This window comes from Micromonospora sp. NPDC005291, assembly GCF_040607415.1.
Lineage (GTDB): Bacteria > Actinomycetota > Actinomycetes > Mycobacteriales > Micromonosporaceae > Micromonospora.
Genome location: NZ_JBEXGR010000005.1, coordinates 264,867 through 282,250, shown reverse-complemented (window position 1 = coordinate 282,250; position 17,384 = coordinate 264,867). Strand labels below are relative to the sequence as shown.

The 17,384-nt window shown below is 71.8% G+C and carries 16 protein-coding genes; 8 read left to right on the top strand and 8 right to left on the bottom strand.

Going from position 1 to position 17,384, the window contains the following annotated elements:
- The first annotated feature begins 399 nt into the window (after positions 1–399).
- The 3 genes from ABZT18_RS09900 to ABZT18_RS09890 are packed head-to-tail and all read left to right on the top strand — an operon-like array spanning position 400 to position 2,492.
- On the top strand, positions 400–1,320 hold the full coding sequence (locus ABZT18_RS09900; RefSeq protein ID WP_354993863.1) for a PAC2 family protein: 921 nt from the start codon (positions 400–402) through the stop codon (positions 1,318–1,320).
- Positions 1,321–1,357: 37 nt separating this feature from the next.
- Positions 1,358–2,155: an exodeoxyribonuclease III gene (locus ABZT18_RS09895; RefSeq protein ID WP_355250945.1), complete on the top strand. Its 798-nt coding sequence runs from the start codon at positions 1,358–1,360 to the stop codon at positions 2,153–2,155.
- A gap of 19 nt (positions 2,156–2,174) precedes the next feature.
- On the top strand, positions 2,175–2,492 hold the full coding sequence (locus tag ABZT18_RS09890) for an antibiotic biosynthesis monooxygenase (protein ID WP_355250942.1): 318 nt from the start codon (positions 2,175–2,177) through the stop codon (positions 2,490–2,492).
- 150 nt (positions 2,493–2,642) lie between these two features.
- Here the strand turns inward: ABZT18_RS09890 and ABZT18_RS09885 are convergent, their stop codons facing one another.
- Together ABZT18_RS09885 and ABZT18_RS09880 are read right to left on the bottom strand one after the other, a co-directional pair.
- Positions 2,643–3,284: a class F sortase gene (locus tag ABZT18_RS09885; protein WP_355251019.1), complete on the bottom strand. Its 642-nt coding sequence runs from the start codon at positions 3,282–3,284 to the stop codon at positions 2,643–2,645.
- Positions 3,285–3,363: 79 nt separating this feature from the next.
- Entirely contained in the window at positions 3,364–4,056 is a 693-nt protein-coding gene (locus ABZT18_RS09880; RefSeq protein WP_355251016.1) for a hypothetical protein, read from the bottom strand.
- Positions 4,057–4,264: 208 nt separating this feature from the next.
- Here ABZT18_RS09880 and trmB point away from each other — a divergent pair, with 208 nt between their 5' ends.
- Entirely contained in the window at positions 4,265–4,894 is a 630-nt protein-coding gene (gene trmB / locus ABZT18_RS09875) for a tRNA (guanosine(46)-N7)-methyltransferase TrmB (protein WP_354994059.1), read from the top strand.
- A gap of 88 nt (positions 4,895–4,982) precedes the next feature.
- Positions 4,983–7,496 (top strand): DUF3516 domain-containing protein, encoded by a 2,514-nt coding sequence (locus ABZT18_RS09870; protein WP_354993866.1) that lies wholly within the window; start codon positions 4,983–4,985, stop codon positions 7,494–7,496.
- A 128-nt stretch (positions 7,497–7,624) separates the two neighbouring features.
- On the opposite strand, the gene ABZT18_RS09865 is transcribed toward ABZT18_RS09870, so the two are convergent.
- Positions 7,625–8,344, bottom strand: coding sequence for an MBL fold metallo-hydrolase (locus tag ABZT18_RS09865; RefSeq protein WP_355250939.1), 720 nt, complete (start codon positions 8,342–8,344; stop codon positions 7,625–7,627).
- A gap of 110 nt (positions 8,345–8,454) precedes the next feature.
- Here ABZT18_RS09865 and ABZT18_RS09860 point away from each other — a divergent pair, with 110 nt between their 5' ends.
- From ABZT18_RS09860 to ABZT18_RS09850, 3 genes are all read left to right on the top strand, one after another.
- Positions 8,455–9,033: a TetR/AcrR family transcriptional regulator gene (locus tag ABZT18_RS09860; RefSeq protein ID WP_355250936.1), complete on the top strand. Its 579-nt coding sequence runs from the start codon at positions 8,455–8,457 to the stop codon at positions 9,031–9,033.
- A 205-nt stretch (positions 9,034–9,238) separates the two neighbouring features.
- Positions 9,239–9,883 (top strand): hypothetical protein, encoded by a 645-nt coding sequence (locus ABZT18_RS09855; protein ID WP_354993869.1) that lies wholly within the window; start codon positions 9,239–9,241, stop codon positions 9,881–9,883.
- A 510-nt stretch (positions 9,884–10,393) separates the two neighbouring features.
- Entirely contained in the window at positions 10,394–11,023 is a 630-nt protein-coding gene (locus ABZT18_RS09850) for a hypothetical protein (RefSeq protein WP_355250933.1), read from the top strand.
- A gap of 161 nt (positions 11,024–11,184) precedes the next feature.
- On the opposite strand, the gene ABZT18_RS09845 is transcribed toward ABZT18_RS09850, so the two are convergent.
- From ABZT18_RS09845 to ABZT18_RS09825, 5 genes are all read right to left on the bottom strand, one after another.
- Positions 11,185–12,132, bottom strand: coding sequence for an iron-siderophore ABC transporter substrate-binding protein (locus ABZT18_RS09845; protein WP_354993871.1), 948 nt, complete (start codon positions 12,130–12,132; stop codon positions 11,185–11,187).
- A 154-nt stretch (positions 12,133–12,286) separates the two neighbouring features.
- On the bottom strand, positions 12,287–13,165 hold the full coding sequence (locus ABZT18_RS09840) for an ABC transporter ATP-binding protein (protein ID WP_354993872.1): 879 nt from the start codon (positions 13,163–13,165) through the stop codon (positions 12,287–12,289).
- A gap of 19 nt (positions 13,166–13,184) precedes the next feature.
- Positions 13,185–14,285 (bottom strand): iron ABC transporter permease, encoded by a 1,101-nt coding sequence (locus ABZT18_RS09835; RefSeq protein WP_355250930.1) that lies wholly within the window; start codon positions 14,283–14,285, stop codon positions 13,185–13,187.
- Positions 14,282–15,322 (bottom strand): iron ABC transporter permease, encoded by a 1,041-nt coding sequence (locus ABZT18_RS09830; RefSeq protein WP_354993874.1) that lies wholly within the window; start codon positions 15,320–15,322, stop codon positions 14,282–14,284. Before ABZT18_RS09830 ends, ABZT18_RS09835 begins: the two co-directional genes overlap by 4 nt.
- 84 nt (positions 15,323–15,406) lie before the next feature.
- Positions 15,407–17,347 (bottom strand): multicopper oxidase domain-containing protein, encoded by a 1,941-nt coding sequence (locus tag ABZT18_RS09825; protein ID WP_355250927.1) that lies wholly within the window; start codon positions 17,345–17,347, stop codon positions 15,407–15,409.
- Between the last annotated feature and the right edge of the window lie 37 nt (positions 17,348–17,384).

Sequence of the window (17,384 nt, the reverse complement as noted above, 5' to 3'; positions counted from 1 at the left end):
AAACCCTGATCACGCACGGTGATCACGTGGCGCTCGCCACACATTGGGCCCTTGCTGGTGGACGACCCGGGCGGGTCCACCAGCCCGGGGAACGTACCTCGCGTACCGGATGAAGCTGGCGTCGCACGCAGGCCGGCACGGCTGGCGACAGGCCCGGACATCGAACCCCCTGGCCTGACATGATCGACAAACTCGTCCTTTGGGCCGAACCGCCCCTCGGCCGATCGGTCGACGGAACCGGCCTGGCGGCGTAATCAGGTAATTGGTCCGGTCATGCCCATCCTCCGGGCGACGGATCGCCCGGCGCAGGAATGCGCCAGGATGGCGGGTACGTTGCCCGAACGGGTGCCCTCCGTCGCGTCGGCACCCCGCAGGCACATTTCAGGGAGGTCCGCACCGGTGCTCGACCCACATGAGCTCTACCAGCTCACCGACGATCTGCCCGACCTCGGGCAACCGGTCCTCATCCAGGCCCTCACCGGGTTCGTGGACGCCGGCAACGCCAGCCGGCTGGCACGCGAGCAACTGCTCACCTCGCTGGAGGGCCGGCCGATCGCCACCTTCGACGTCGACCAGCTCTTCGACTACCGGTCGCGGCGACCGGTGATGACCTTCGTCGAGGACCACTGGGAGAGCGTCGACTCGCCCAAGCTGGAGCTGCACCTGCTGCAGGACGACGACGAGACTCCGTTCCTGCTGCTCACCGGCCCCGAGCCGGACCTGCAGTGGGAGCGTTTCGTGGCCGCCGTCGCCGGGCTCGCCGCCCGACTGGACGTCCGTCTCACCGTGGGGCTCAACTCGATCCCGATGGCGGTGCCGCACACGCGGCCCACCGGGGTGACCGCGCACGCCACCCGCCCCGAGCTGATCGCCGGGTACGAGCCCTGGCTGCAACGCGTCCAGGTGCCCGGCAGCGTCGGTCACCTGCTGGAGTTCCGCCTCGGCGAGCAGGGCCGCGACGCGCTGGGCTTCGCCGCCCACGTGCCGCACTACGTGGCGCAGACCGAGTACCCGGCGGCCGCCGAGGTGCTGCTCACCTCGGTGTCGCGCAGCACCGGACTGCTGCTGCCCGGCGACGGGCTGCGCTCGGCCGCCGAGGTGGTTCGAGTGGAGATCGACCGGCAGGTCGCCCAGACCGAGGACGCCGCCGCCCTGGTCCAGGCCCTGGAGGAGCAGTACGACGCGTTCGCCCGGGGTCGCGGGGAGAAGAACCTGCTCGCCGCGGACGCCGGCCCACTGCCCACCGCCGACGAACTCGGCGCGGAGCTGGAACGGTTCCTGGCCGAACAGACCCGTCCCGGCGACACCCCGGGCAGCTGACCGGGCGTCGCGGGGGCGGATGCGGCAGGCTGGGGGCATGCGCCTGGCGACCTGGAACGTGAACTCGGTGAAGGCCCGGCTACCCCGGCTGCTGGAGTGGCTGGCCAGCACCGGACCGGACGTGGTCTGCCTGCAGGAGACCAAGTGCCCGGACGGCGCCTTCCCGGTGGCCGAGGTGGGCGAGCTGGGCTACACCGTGGCCAGCCACAGCGACGGCCGGTGGAACGGGGTGGCCATCCTGTCCCGAGTCGGCCTGACCGACGTCCGGGTCGGGTTCGCCGGTGAGCCCGGCTTTCCCGAGCCCGAGGCTCGGGCCATTTCCGCCACCTGCGACGGGGTGCGGGTCTGGTCGGTGTACGTCCCCAACGGCCGGACGCCCGACGACCCGCACTACGCGTACAAGCTGGCCTGGTTCGCGGCGCTGCGCGACGCGTTGGAGGCGGAGCTGGCCGGTGGGCTGCCATTGGCCGTCAGCGGCGACTTCAACGTCGCTCCGACCGACGCCGACGTCTGGGACCCGGCGGTCTTCACCCACTCCACGCACGTCACCCCGGCCGAGCGGGCGGCCCTCGCGGCGCTGCGCGACCTGGGCCTCGACGACGTGGTGCCGACCTCGATGAAGGGGCCACACCCCTTCACCTACTGGGACTACCGCGCCGGGATGTTCCACCAGAACAAGGGCATGAGGATCGACCTGGTGTACGCCTCCGCGCCGTTCGCCCGGGCGGTCCGCTCGGCGTACGTGGACCGGGAGGCCCGCAAGGGCAAGGGCCCCTCCGACCACGCCCCGATCGTGGTCGACGCGGACCTGGTACCCGCCGTAGAGGCGTTCTGAGCCTGGCTAGGGTGGACAGATGGCAGTCGTGAAGATCAACGCAATCGACGTCCCCGCCGGTAGCGGCGCGGAGCTGGAGAAGCGGTTCGCCGCCCGGGCCGGGACGGTGGAGAACTCCCCCGGCTTCCTGGGCTTCGAACTGCTCCGGCCGGTGGCCGGGGAGACCCGCTACTTCGTCTACACCCGCTGGGAGACCGAGGAGGCGTACCAGGCGTGGGCCGCTGGGCCGTCCCGGGCCGCCCACGCCGGCGGCGAGGGCGGCGAGCAACGGCGTCCGGTCGCCTCCGGCGCCACCCTCCTGGAGTTCGAGGTAGCCCTGCACGTCCCCCAGCCGTAGCCGGCCCTCCTCCCGGCGTTGATTCCAGGCGGCCCTCCCGGCGGTTGATCCATTCCATGTTGGCGATATGGGGGTGTCTGGGTGGAGGGATGCCGCGATATCGCCGAGATGGTGTCGATCATGCGGATCGACGGGCCGGCCGGGTAGATGTCAGGGCTTGCGGGAGGACTGCAAGGTGGCGAAGGCGATGACGTTGTCGGCGTAGCCGGTGCGGCCGCCGACGAACTGGCCACCGCAGGTGATCAGCCGCAACCCGGGCGGCCCGTCGTGGCCGTAGATCCGCTCGCCGGGCAGTTGGTCCTTCGGGAAGTGCTCGACGGTGTCGACCTTGAACACCACCACCGACTTGTCCGCCCGGGCCACCTCGATCAGGTCGCCGGGGTGCAGCTTGCCCAGGTCGTAGAAGACCGACGGGCCACTCTTGGTGTCCACGTGCCCGACGATCACCGCCGGGCCGGGCTCGCCGGGCGTCGGACCACGGTCGTACCAGCCGGTCTCGTTGTGCCGCTCCAGCGGCGGTACGGCGATCGAGCCGTCCCGGGCCTGCCCGACGGGCGCCACCGGCGCGGCGATCTTGATCGCCGGCACCGAGAGTCGCACCGGGCGACTGGCCGACAACCCGACCGACTCGCTGCGGGGCGGCCGGTCACCGCCAGCCGGGGCCAGGTCGAGCGGGCCGACCGAGCGACCCAGGCCCGCCCCGGTGGCGAAGACGCCGGCCAGCACCAGCACCACGGCCAGCGGCACCGACCAGGGGCTACGGCCAGGAGGACGGCTACGCCGAGGCGTCACGGCGGTCGGCGGGCGAGCAGCCACCGCCGGGCGATCGGAGGCCGGCGGTGGCGTGGGGCGGAAGATCTCCACGGCGGGCTCAGTTGCGCGCAGCGGCACGGACGGCACGCGGTCGGCGCAACGCCACCACGGCGAGGATCAACCCGGTGATGGTCAGCGCCGCGCCGCCGGGCAGCAGCAGCTTGCTGGTCATTCCGCCGGAGCCCCCACCGAAACCGGTGGCCGGGCCGCGACTGGGCTGGGCCGGGACCTTCTTGACCACCTGGAGCATGGTCGAGGCGGTCTCACCGTCGCGGCACTCCAACTTGACCCGGTAGTTGCCGGGGCGGGTGCGCTCGCGCACCATCGGTGCGGCGGTGAGCACTCCGCGCTGCGGCTGTACGCCGACCGCCCCGAAGGCGTCGGAGACCACGGTGGCGCCCACCGAGTTGTCCCGGCAACTGGCCCGGATGCCGACCAGGTAGCCGGGCTGCACCGTGCTGGGGCTCACCTCGACGAAGACATCCACCGGCGGCCCCGGCTGGGGCGCGCCCCCCGGTGGACCTTCGGGCTGTGGCGCGGGCGCGACAGCGGCAGGCTGGAGAGCGCCGGGCGCCCGGAGCACGAGGCCGGCGGGCTGGACCGCGGATACGGGAGCGGCCCGGACGGTGGACGCGGCATGTGCGGGGGCGGCGGCCAGGGGCGCGGCGTGTGCCGGGGTGGCTGCAAGCAGGGGGCCGGCGAGCACCGCTATCACCGACAGGGTCACGCCGCCACGGGTCACTGCCACGATGCCCCCTCTCGACGCCGTGCGGCCGTGTCGGGCAGCGGAGCACCCGACCTGCCGTACCAGTTCGATCCTCTCATTTCCGGTCGCACATCACATCCGATCCGCCGGCGAGGTCGCGTACGCTCGGGTCGCTGTGACCGCCATCGACCATGACCCCGCCGTCCTGCCCGCGAGTCGGCCGATCCGCACGTTCCACCCCCGCCGGGGTCGAATGAGCGAACGGCAGACCGACGCGCTGGGCCGGCTCTGGCCCGCGTACGGCCTGGCTGTGCCGGATGGGCCGGTCGTGCCCGTCGACCTGGCCGACCTGTTCGGTCGCCGGGCGCCGGTGGTGCTGGAGATCGGCTCGGGCATGGGCGACACCACCGCTGCGATGGCTGCCGCTGACCCGGATCGAGATTATCTGGCGGTCGAGGTGCACACGCCGGGAATCGCCAACCTGCTCGACCTGGTGGACCGCGGCGGCCTGAGCAACGTGCGGGTGGCTGAAGGTGACGCGTTGTTCCTGGTCAGCGGCTTGCCCGAGGACGCGCTGGACGCCGTACACATTTTCTTTCCCGACCCGTGGCCGAAGGCCCGCCACCACAAGCGCCGGATCATCCAGCCGGCGCACGTGGCGCTGCTGCGGTCCCGGCTGCGGCCCGGCGGCACGCTGCACTGCGCGACCGACTGGGCCGAGTACGCCGAGGGGATGCGCCGGACCCTGGATGCGGACCCGGGGTTGGTGGACGCGTACGGCGGCTTCGCGCCGCGTCCGGCGCACCGTCCGGTGACGAAGTTCGAGCGGCGAGCGATCACGGCTGGCCGGCCGGTCGCCGACCTGCTCTACCGCCGACGGTGACCGGCGGGGCGTCCGCGACGCACGGACGGGGGTCCGGCGGAGGCCGGGTTGGCGCGCGGGGGCATGATCCAGGCACCATGGACAGGCTATGACGCTCACCGCCGCGCTGCCGACAAGCGCCGACCCCGACACCCTCTTCGACGCATTCGCCAACTGGGCGAAGGAGCGCGGCCTCGACCTCTACCCTCATCAGGAGGAGGCGGTCATCGAGATCGTCTCCGGCGCCAACCTGATCATGAACACGCCCACCGGCTCGGGTAAGAGCCTGGTGGCGATCGCCGCCCACTTCGCGGCGCTCGCCGACAGTCGGACAACCTTCTACACCGCGCCGATCAAGGCGTTGGTGTCGGAGAAGTTCTTCGCCCTCTGCGAGGTCTTCGGCGCCGAGAACGTCGGCATGCTGACCGGCGACGCCAGCGTCAACGCCGACGCCCCGATCATCTGCTGCACTGCCGAGATCCTGGCCAACCTGGCGCTGCGCGAGGGCGTGAAGGCCGACGTCGGCCAGGTGATCATGGACGAGTTCCACTTCTACGCCGAGCCGGACCGGGGTTGGGCCTGGCAGGTGCCGATCGTCGAGCTGCCGCAGGCCCAGTTCATCCTGATGTCCGCCACCCTGGGGGACACCACCCGGTTCGTCGACGACCTGACCCGGCGCACCGGGCGGCCGACCGCCGTCGTCCGCACGGCCGAGCGGCCGGTCCCGCTGATCTTCTCGTACGCCATGACGCCGCTGCACGAGACGCTCGAGGAACTGCTGGAGACCAAGCAGGCCCCGGTGTACGTGGTCCACTTCACCCAGGCCGCCGCGCTGGAACGCGCCCAGGCGCTGACCAGCGTCAACGTCTGCACCCGCGCTGAGAAGGACATGATCGCCGAGGCGATCGGTGGTTTCCGGTTCACCGCCGGCTTCGGCAAGACGCTCTCCCGGCTGGTCCGGCACGGCATCGGCGTGCACCACGCCGGCATGCTGCCCAAGTACCGCCGACTGGTGGAGACCCTCGCCCAGGCCGGCCTACTCAAGGTCATCTGTGGCACCGACACCCTCGGCGTCGGCATCAACGTGCCCATCCGCACGGTGCTGTTCACCGGCCTGTCCAAGTACGACGGGGTCCGTACCCGGCTGCTCAAGAACCGGGAGTTCCACCAGATCGCCGGACGGGCCGGCCGGGCCGGTTACGACACCATCGGCCGGGTCGTGGTGCAGGCCCCCGAGCACGTCATCGACAACGAGAAGGCTCTCGCCAAGGCTGGTGACGACCCGAAGAAGCGCCGCAAGGTGGTCCGCAAGAAGCCGCCGGAGGGATCCATCGGCTGGGGTCAGCCCACCTTCGACCGGCTGGTCGACGCCGAGCCGGAGCCGCTGACCTCCAGCTTCCAGGTCAGCCACTCGATGCTGCTCAACGTCATCGGCCGGCCCGGGGACGCGTTCACCGCCATGCGGCACCTCCTCACCGACAACCACGAGGAGCCTGCCGCCCAGCGCCGGCACATCCGCCGGGCGATCGCCATCTACCGCGCGCTGCGCGCCGGTGGCGTGGTCGAGGAGCTGCCTGAGCCGGACGAGACCGGCCGGCGGATCCGACTCACCGTCGACCTCCAGCTCGACTTCGCGCTCAACCAGCCGCTCTCCCCTCTCGCGCTGGCCACGATCGAGCTGCTCGACGCCGAGTCCCCGTCGTACGCCCTGGACGTCCTCTCGGTGGTCGAGTCGATCCTCGACGACCCCCGGCAGATCCTCTCCGCGCAGCAGTTCAAGGCGCGCGGCGAGGCGGTCGCCGCCATGAAGGCCGAAGGCATCGAGTACGAGGCCCGCCTCGAACTGCTCGACGAGGTGACCTACCCGAAGCCCCTCGCCGAGCTGCTGGAGGCCGCGTACGAGATGTACCGACAGGGGCACCCCTGGGTCGCCGACCACCAGCTCTCCCCCAAGGCCGTGGTCCGCGACATGTACGAGCGGGCGATGACCTTCACCGAGTACGTGCAGTTCTACGGGCTGACCCGCTCGGAAGGCCTCGTCCTGCGCTACCTGGCCGACGCGTTCAAGACGCTGCGGCAGACCGTGCCCGAGGACGCCAAGACCGAGGAGCTGATCGACCTCATCGAGTGGCTGGGCGAGCTGGTCCGCCAGGTCGACTCCAGCCTGATCGACGAGTGGGAGCGGCTGCGCAACCCGTCCGACGTGGCCGAGGTGGCCCAGGCGCACGCTGCCCTGACCGACCGGCCGCCGGCGGTGACCCGCAACGCGCGGGCGTTCCGGGTGCTGGTGCGCAACGCGCTGTTCCGCCGCGTCGAGCTGGCCGCACTGCGCCGTTGGGACCTGCTCGCCGAATTGGACGCCGGCGACGGCTGGGACTACGACGCGTGGGCCGACGCACTGAGGCCCTACTTTGAGTCGTACGACTCGATCGGCGTCGGACCGGACGCCCGAGGGCCCGCGCTGCTCATGATCGAGCAGGGCCGGGAGCGGTGGACCGTCCGACAGATCTTCGACGACCCGAACGGCGACCACGACTGGGGCATCAGCGCCGAGATCGACCTGGCCGCCTCGGACGAGATCGGCGCGGCGGTCATTCGGATCACCGACGTCGGCCAGCTCTGACCGCAGCTTCCGGTCCGGTCCGGTTTTGTCCGTACCGGACCGGTCTTGTCCGGGCCGGACGGTCGTAGCCGGCCCGCTTCCGCTGCGTTGACCAGGCTCGGCACGACCGCGCGCGGCAGGCGCGCCGGTCACCGGGCCTGGGCGACCGCCTTGATCCGGCGCACCGCCTCACCGGTGCCTCCGTTCCACGGGCTGCCGTGGCCGGGAAGGATCCACGTCGCCCGCAGGTCCTCGATACGGGCGAGCGAGGCGAGTGCCAGCGCCGGGTCGTCGGTGAACGGCGCCGGCTGCGGGCCCTGCTGGCCGGTCAGCACGTGTCGGGTGGTGAGCGCGTCGCCGACGAACACGGCGTCGGCGATCGGCACGTGCACGGCGATGCTGCCGGGCGAGTGGCCGGGCATCCCGATGACGCGCGGAGTGCCGGGCAGGTCGAGCACCTGACCGTCCTGCACGGCGACCACCTCGCTGAGGTAGGTGGTGCGCAACCCACCCTTGCGGCTCGCGTACCAGAGGAAGCCGGCCATCGCGCCCACCTTGAACGTCCCGAAGGGCGCCTTGGACTTGATCTCGCCGCGGGCGCGGGCGGCGTCCGCGCTGTGCACGTAGACCGGTACGCCGTGATCGCGCCGGAGCCGCTCGGCGAAGCCGATGTGGTCGGTGTCGCCGTGGGTGAGGATCAGGCCCCGGACGTCGGCGAGCGAACGACCCATGGCGGACAGCTCCGCGACCAGGTCGGACCAGTGACCGGCGAGGCCGGCGTCCACGACGGTCACGCCCTCCTCGGTTTCGATCAGGTAGGCGGCGACGATGTCGTTGCCGATGCGGTGCAGGTGTGGGCCGAGCTTCATGCTGCCTCCCGAAGTGACGTCACGTTCTGATAGCTACGATACATAGCCATGATGCCTAAGGTCCATAGCTATCATGGTGACGGTCGTCGCCCACCCGGAAGGAACACCGCATGCCCACCCCCGACCGAACGTCCCTCGCCGACATCGTCACGACTGCCCGCCACATTCTGGAGTCGCAGGGGCTCCCGGGGCTGACCATGCAGGCGGTCGCCGAGCGGGTCGGCGTACGCGCCCCCTCGCTGTACAAACGGGTCCGCAACCGCGACGCCCTGATCCGGCTCGTCGCCGAGGCCGCCGTCCACGACCTGGGCGAGCGGCTCAGCGCCGTCGCCGGCAGCGGCGATCCAGGCAGGGACCTCGGAGAGCTGGCCCGCGCCTTCCGCGCGTTCGCCCACGCCCACCCGGCCGGCTACCACCTGATCTTCGCCAGCGGCCCCGAGGAGACCCGCCCCAGCCTCGACACCCTCACCCTGGCCAGTGCCCCCGCCCTGCGCGTCGCCGCCAACCTCGCCGGACCTGAGGATGCCCTGGCGGCAGCCCGCACGTTCACCGCCTGGGCCAACGGCTTCATCAGCATGGAACTCGCAGGCGCCTTCAACCTCGGCGGCGACCTCGACGAAGCCTTCGAGTTCGGCATCAGCCGGCTGACCGCCGCCCTGACAGCCGTCAAACCGCCCCGGGACGGGTGACCACTGCCAACCCCAGCCGGAGCGCGGTGGCAGCGGCCGCCGGCCGGCACTGGCCCCGTTCCCTGGCTGCGCCCTCGAGGCACGAAAGGCGCACTGCCAAGAACCCCGAAGCGGGCAACTTCGGACCCCCAGATTCGCTGGGAGATGTCAGAGGTGTCGATTAGAATGTATGTACTAATCGAGTTCCTGACCTGGGAGGACGCCCGTGACCGCGCCCGCCTCCACGCCCCTCACCCCCTACGCCACACTGCTCGGTTTCACCCGCTACGTCGACCGCACCGGCCCCACCAAGGCGACCTTCGTGGGCGGGCTGCGCAAGCAGCGAGCCAGCCGGTCCGGCTTCAACCCGCACGGCCAGTTCGTCAAGGCGCTCAAGGCCGACATCGCCTTCCACACCGGCGGCTCGCACCTGACCGGGGTGGTCGACGTGGTCAAGCCACGCTGGCGCCCGCTCTACCAGGCGCTCGTTCCCGGCGCCATGGCCTGGCTGCACTCCCTCGGCGAGCCAGCCGCCGTCGATCTCGCCCAGACCCGCGACGCCCTGGCCATGCTGGGCGACCTACCCGTCAAGATCAATCCCCACTTCGGCGTACGACACGCCGACGGCCGCGTCGAAGCGGTCCGCCTGCACTTCGACGAGACCCCACCGAGCGAGGAGTCGGTGCTCGCCACCCTGCACCTGATGGCCCGACACATGGACGCGGTGCTCCCGCACGCCGAGCCGGTCCTGGTCGACGTCCGCCGCGGCGAGGCCCACCGCATGCCCACCGCCGCCAAGCCCGAGCAGATCGAGCAGTGGCTGGCCGGCGAAGCCGCCGCCTTCCGCGCCATCTGGTCCACCGCCGCCTAACACCCACTCACCCACCTAACCGTTCCCCAACCCGCCGCCCCGCCGAATCCCGGGCCCCCTCTCAAGATCACGCTCGATCCAGGATGTAGTGGCCTCGCTTTCTCGGGAGGCCACTACATCCGTGTTCGAGCGCGATCATGGGGACGACGGGTCTGCACCGGCGCCGAAGCGCGGTCGGGGGTTATCCACAGGGGCGGCATGGCACGAGGGTGATCCGTCAGCCTGGAGCCCATGCCGAAAGCTCCTCGACGTCCGCCGCAGTTGCGCGGTCGGATCTTCCGTGGCTCGATCGCCGTCTCGCGCGGTCTGCTGACCCGAAACGACCTGCGCAGCTCCGCGTGGCGGCCGCTCTTCCGAGACGTCTACGCCGATGCCCAGGTCAAAGTCACACACAGACTCAGGTGCGCCGCCGTCAGGCGCTGGTTGATCCCGCCCGGCGCGGCCCTCGCCGGACGCGCTTCGGCGGCGTTGTACGGCTGCACGGCACCGGGACCGAACGAGCCGCTCGACGTGCTTGTGCCAAAAGACGCCCGGATCGGGCCGATCGCCGGCCTTCGGATCCACCACGGGGAGATCGATCCCGGCGACACGGTGGACAGGGCAGGGCTCAGGGTGACCAGCCCGGCGCGGACCTGCTGGGATCTCGCCCGTTGGCTCGACGTGGTCGAGGCGGTGGTTGTCATCGACACGATCCTGGCCAGTCGGCTCACACACGTATCGGCCTTGCGCGAGTACGCGCTGAGCCGGGCCGGTCGGCGGGGCTGGCGGTCCCTGCTGCGTGCGGTCGACCTGGCCGATGCTGGCGCGGAGTCACCTCAGGAGTCCCGCACCCGGGTGCGGTTGGTCCTCGCCGGCCTACCCAGGCCCCAGACGCAGTGGGTCGTGGCCGACCAGGGCCGGTTTGTGGCCCGGCTTGACCTGGCCTGGCCAGAGTTCAAGGTCGCGGTGGAGTACGACGGGCTCTGGCACGACGATCCCGAGCAGTTCCACCGGGACCGCCGACGGCTCAACCGACTGCTCGGCGGCGAGTGGATCGTCCTGCACGTGACTGCCAAGCGCCTCCGGGAGGACTTCGAAGGATTCCTCGCCGAGGTCAGGGCCGCCCTTCGAAGGCGGTCCCACTCGCCCGCGGGACGATGATCGCGCTCGAACATGGAAGTAGTGGCCTCCCTCGTCGAGCGAGACCACTACTTCCTGGATCGAGCGCGATCATGGCCCGGCGCGCACGGCAGCGCGCGCGACCCGGGCAGCGCGCGGGACCCGGGCAGCGCGCGGGACCCGGGCAGCGCGCGTTGGGGGTGTCAGGCGGCGGGGAGGTACTTGGTCAGGTCGTCGAGGATCTTGTTGGCGGCGCCGACTCCGATGCCGGTCATCCAGACCTCGTCGGAGACGGGATATGCCTTGCCGGCCCTGACGGCGCCGAGGCCCTTCCAGAGGGTCCCGCCGGCCACCTTGGTCTGCTCGGCGGCGGCCTTGTCGCCGTACGCGGTCACGAAGATGACGTCACCGTCGACCTCGTTGATCCGCTCGGGGCTGACCATGTCGAAGCGCTTGTCCTCCTTGGCGGCGAGCAACTGGCGATCGGGGCGGCCCAGACCGGTGTCGCCGATGACGATGCCGGAGAACGAGTCGGGGCCGTACACCCGGATGTTGCCGGGCAGGAACCGCACGATCGACACCTTGCGCGCGGCGGCGTCGCCCAGGGTGGCGCCGAAGTCCTTGGCCCGCTTCTCGTACGCGCCGAGCAGATCCTTGGCCTGCTGCTCGCGGCCGAGCGCCTTGCCGTCGAGGAGGAGGTTCTCCTTCCAGGTGATGCCCACCTTGTCGGTGAACACGGTCGGCGCGATGGCGGCCAGCTCGTCGTAGAACTTCTCCTGGCGGAACTTGCTGCCGAGGATGAGGTCCGGCTTCAGCGCGTTGATCGCCTCCAGGTCGGGCTCGGTGAGCACCCCGACCTCCTTGATGCCGGCGAGCTTGTCCGCGCCGAAGTAGGTCGGCCAGCTCTTGGCCTCACCGGCGGTGGCGGCGCCGACGGGCGTGATGCCCAGCGAGAGCGCCGTGTCGATCTTGTCGGTGTCCAGCACGACGACGCGCTTGGGCTCGGCCGGGACCTTGGTGGTGCCCATGGCGTGGGTGATCTCCCGGGTCTCCCCGGTGGTGGAGCCGGCGACCGGGTCGCTCTCACCGCAGGCGGTGAGTCCGACGCCGAGGGCGGCGGCCGCGGCGAGAGCGGCGACGAGACGACGCATCAGAGTCCTTTCGAGGGGTACGAATCGGCGAGCGGGTTGGCCGCGTCGCCGGTGGTAGGAAGAACGTCCAACCAAGGGGCGAGAGTCCACGCTCCAGACCGCGTCGATCTAGGGCAGATCGCTGTCAGTTGATCTCGACGCACAACAATTCGCCCTAGATCGACGCGGCGGGCGCGGCGGGAGCGGCGGGCGCGGCGGACGCGGCGGGCGCGGCGGACGCGGGCGCGGCGGGGGACGCGGTGGCTAGGGCGGAGTTGCCTCCGGTGTACGCGGGCACCACCAGCGGCACCCCGGTCACCGGGCAGGGCACGACCACGCAGGCCAGCCCGAAGACGTCGCGGACCAGGTCGGCGGTGAGGATCTCCCGGGGCGGTCCGGCGGCCACCACGGCACCGTCGCGCATCGCGACCAGGTGGTCGGCGTAGCGGGCGGCCTGGTTCAGGTCGTGCAGCACGGCGACCACGGTGCGGCCCCGCTCGGTTCGCAGCCGGTGCAGGAGGTCCAGCACCTCCACCTGGTGGGCCAGGTCGAGGAAGGTGGTCGGCTCGTCCAACAGCAGGGCGTCGGTGTCCTGGGCGAGCGTCATGGCGATCCACACCCGCTGCCGCTGGCCGCCGGAGAGGCTGTCCACCGGCCGGTCGGCCAGGTCGGTCACGTCGGCCAGGGCCATCGCCTCATCCACCGCCGCGCCGTCCTCCGACGACCACTGCCGCCACCAGCGCTGGTAGGGCTGCCGGCCGCGCCCGACCAGGTCCGTCACGGTGACGCCCTCGGGGACCAACGGGCTCTGCGGCAGGACACCGAGGCGGCGGGCCACCTCCCGGGTCGGCAGGTCACGGATGGCGCTGCCGTCCAGCAGCACCGTGCCCCGGCGCGGGGTGAGCAGCCGGGCCATCGTGCGCAGCAGGGTGGATTTGCCGCACGCGTTCGGCCCGACGATCACGGTGAACGCGTCGGTCGGCAGGTCCAGGTCGAGCCCGTCGAGCACGGTCCGCTCGTCGTAGCCGACGACCAGGTCGCGGGTGGAGAGCATCACTCGACTCCTTGAGGCGTCACGACGACCGCCGCCGTCCGCGCAGCAACAGGAAGATCAGGTACGGGCCGCCGATCGCGGCGGTCAGCACACCGGCGGGTAGTTGGGTGGGTGCGAACAGCCGCCGGCCGGCCAGGTCGGCCAGCACCAGCAGGAGCGCGCCGAGCAGCGCCGCGCAGACCAGTGGTGGCCGTTCGGCTCGTACCAGTCGGCGGGCCACCTGCGGGGCGACCAGCGCCACGAAGTCGACGGCGCCGACCTGGGCGGTGACCATCGCGGCGACGACCACACCGGTGCCGGCCAGGCCGATCCGGCGGGCCACCGGGCGCAGCCCGACGCCCCGGGCGGTGTCGTCGTCCAGGGCGGTGCTGTTCAGCGCCCAGCCGGCCCAGGCGAGCACCGGCAGCAGCACCAGCAGCGTGCCGGCGATCCAGGCGGCCTCGGTCCAGCCCTTGCCCGCCAGGGTGCCGATCAGCCAGATCTGCGCGCGCAGCCCGTCGATCGGGTCGGCGGTGAGCATGACCACCTCGGTGAGCGCCCGGAACGCGAAGGCGACCGCCACGCCGGCGAGCACGAACCGCTGCGCGGCCAGCCCGTGTCGGGCACCGAGGGCGAACAGCAGCACTGCGGCGAGCAGCCCGCCGACCAGCGCGGTGGGCGCTACCAGCACCGCGGACATACCGGTGGTCAGTGCCACGGTGGCGGCGAGGCCGGCGCCCTGGGTGATGCCGATGACGTCCGGACTGGCGAGCGGGTTGCGGGCCACGCTCTGGATCAGGGTGCCGGCCACACCGAAGGCCGCGCCGGCCACCGCGGCCAGCACGATCCGTGGCAGCCGAAGTTCAAAGACAACCAGGTCGTACGGGGTGCCGGCACCGGAGAGGGCGCGCACCACGTCGGCCGGGGCGACGTACGGGGTGCCCAGCGAGAGACTGAGCACGACAGCCAGAAGGAGGAGCACTGTCAGCACGGCGGCTACCAGCAACGCGCGGCGGCGGATCAGCAGGCTGACCGGGCCGATGCGCAGCAGCGACCGCCCGGGCAGCCGCGCGCTGGCGATGCCGGACGTCGTGACGCCTCCGATGGCCGAAGGACGGGACGGGCGGTGGGTGGTCGTCACGCGGTCACCACCCGGGCGCGGCGGACCAGCACGGCCAGCAGTGGCGCACCGATCAGCGCGGTGACGATCCCGGCCGGTATCTCGCCGGGCGGGGCGACGAGCCGGCCCACGATGTCGGCGCCGAGCAGCAGCGCCGGCCCGAGCAGGGCGGAGACGGCGAGGGTCCAGCGGTGGTCCGCGCCGACGAGGGCGCGGGCGAGGTGCGGCACGGCCAACCCGACGAAGGCGACCGGCCCGGCCGCCGCCACGGCGGCCCCGGTCAGCAGCACCGCGGCGAGGCCACCGCCGAGGCGGACCCGGCCGATCCGATGGCCGAGGCCGCGGGCCACGTCGTCGCCGAGGGCCAGCGCGTCCAGACCGCGGGCCACCAGGGCGGCCAGCACCAGCCCGGTGAGGACGAAGGGCAGCACCTGCGCGGTGACCGACAGGTCCCGGCCGGCCAGCCCGCCGACCACCCAGAACCGGTACTCCTCAAAGGTGCGGGCGTTGATGCTGAGCAGCGCGTACACCCCGGAGGCCAGACTGGCGTCGAGCGCCGCTCCGACCAGCGCGAGGGTGACCGGGCTGGCCCCCTCGCGGGCCCGGGTGGCGATGGCGAAGACCAGCAACCCGGCGATCAGTGCCCCGGCGATGCCGAACCAGACGTACCCGGCGAGCGTGCCGATGCCGAAGACGGAGATGGCGAGCACCACACCGAACGACGCGCCCGCGCTGATGCCGAGGATGCGGGGCTCGGCGAGGGGGTTGCGGGTGAGCGCCTGGAACAACACCCCGGCCACGGCGAGCGCGAGCCCGACGGCGAGGCCGAGCGCCGTACGCGGCATCCGCAACTCACGGACGATGGTGCTGGCGTCGCTGCCGTCCGGCGCGACAAGTGCGTGCCAGACCTGGTCGACCCCGAGTTGCCGGCTGCCGAGCGCGAAGCTGGCCAGCACGGCGAGCAACAGCACCAGCGCGGACCCGACGGTGACGGTCACCCGACGCCCGGTGCGGGTGCTGGCCCGACTCCGGGTCGGCCGGCTGGCGAGGGTGGTCACGAATCTCCTGCACGATCGGGCTTAGGTTCGCCTTACCTTAGCCGACCTGCGGAAAGTGGCCTAACAGGCGTCGGTCGATGCCGATCAGGGTTCCTCCGGCACGTTCAGCGGACCACCGTCCCCGGCCGCCGCACCACCGCGTGGCAGCACGTTCAGCGGCCGCATCATCTCGTTGTCCTCGTGCTCCAACAGGTGACAGTGCCAGGCGTAGCGACCCGGCAGGTCGAAGCGCGCCTTGATCCGGGTCACCTCCCACGGGTACGCGAGCACCGTGTCCATCCACCCCCGGTCCGACGGGCCAGGCTGCGACCTGCCCGAGTGCCCTCGACCGAGCAGCTCGAACTGGACCTGGTGCAGGTGGACCGGATGTACGTGCCGGGTGAAGTTGCGCACCTCCCACACCTCGGTGGCGCCGAGGTTGGGCTGCTCGGTCACCGGGTCGCTCCAGCGCAGCGGCAGACCCCGGCCACGCTCGTCGAGGGTGCCGAGCAGCATGACTGTCGACCCCGACCCGCCGGACATCCGCTCGTTGAGCGACAACCGTCGTACCCGCTGGGCCGGTCCGATCCGCGGGTGTGTCGGCAGCCGCAGCTGCTCCGGCGGCACGCTGGTGTCCACGCCGGTCGCGTCGGTGACCACGAAGCGCAACACCTGCCCGGTGGTCCGCGGGTCAGCCGGCGCGAAGTCCACCCCCGGCCGACCGCCGCCGTACATCCCATCGGGCCCCTCGTTGACGAGGTAAAGCTCGGTACCTGCTGGCACGTCGGTGAAGTCGACGATCGCGTCGACCCGCTGGGCGGGGCCGAGTGCCACGCGTTCGTGCGGCACCGGCTCAGGCAGGAAGCCGCCGTCGCTGCCGATCTGCCAGACCGGCAGCACCGGACGGGCCGGCCGCGCGGTGGCGTTGGCGACCACGCTGAGCAGCAGGAACCGGCTGTTGCAGCCGTTGAGCAGCCGGAACCGGTAACGCCGGCGCTGCACCGTCATCGTGGGCCAGGTGCGGCCGTTGACCACCATGGTGGAGCCGGTGAACCCGGGCACCCAGATCGGCGGCGCGTCGCCGCCGGTGGCGTGCCCGCCCGGGTAGGCAAGGTCACCGTCGGCGGTGAAGCTGCGGTCCTGGATCAGCAGCGGAATGTCGTGGTATTGGGCGTTCGGCGAATCATCACGGGTCGGCGCCGGGCCGGGCAGCACACCGTCTGGCAGGTCGTCCCCACCGCCGAGCAGGTAGAACCCGGCCGGTCCGGCGTAGACGTTCTCGCGGGTTAGCCCCAGCGAGTGGTCGTGATACCAGAGGGTGCAGGGCCGCTGGTCGTTGGCGTACTCGAAGGTGGCCGAACCCGCCGCCCAGCGCAGGCCGGAGCGCTCACCGAAGCGGGACCGAAACTCGTGGTACGCGCTGCCGGTCACCGCGAAGTCGGGCGGCAGGTCACGGGCCGCCGGCAGGTACCACGCCTCGGCGTGTCCATCGCTCTCCTGCGTGCTGTGCCCACCGTGCAGATGCACCACCTGGGGCACGGGCCCGCGGTACCCCCGAGGGTTGCCGTCCCAGCGGCCGTGCCGGTCGCGGTGCTCCACTCCGCCGGGTGGGTTGGCCCAGTGCAGGGTGGGGTCCACCGGCAGCAGGTGCGGCAGATAGCCGCCCCGTGCGTCGATGAGTTGGTTGACCCAGGTCACTCGCACGGGGCGGTTCACCCGCGCCACGATGCTGGGTGCCGGGTAGCCGAAGCTGCCGGGGTGGGCGGTGGAGCCGTACCCCCACACAGTGGTGCGCGGCCACGACGCCGGCAGGATCTGCTGGCGGAACTGTCGTACCGCGATCACGTACGTGTCCCGCTCCGGACCGGTCGCCACCGGTGGCATGGCTGGTGGGATCCGCAGTGGCGCGACGTACTTCGGAATGTCACCGGCGTCCAGCGGTGCCGCCGCGGCGAGCGCCCGACCCGACGCCGTCCAACCCACCGGGGCCAGAACCGCGGCGCCACCAGCGGCACCGGCGGCGAGCAGCCGTCGTCTGCTGACCATGGCGCACCTCCCCATCGCTCTCCGACCGTCAATAAGA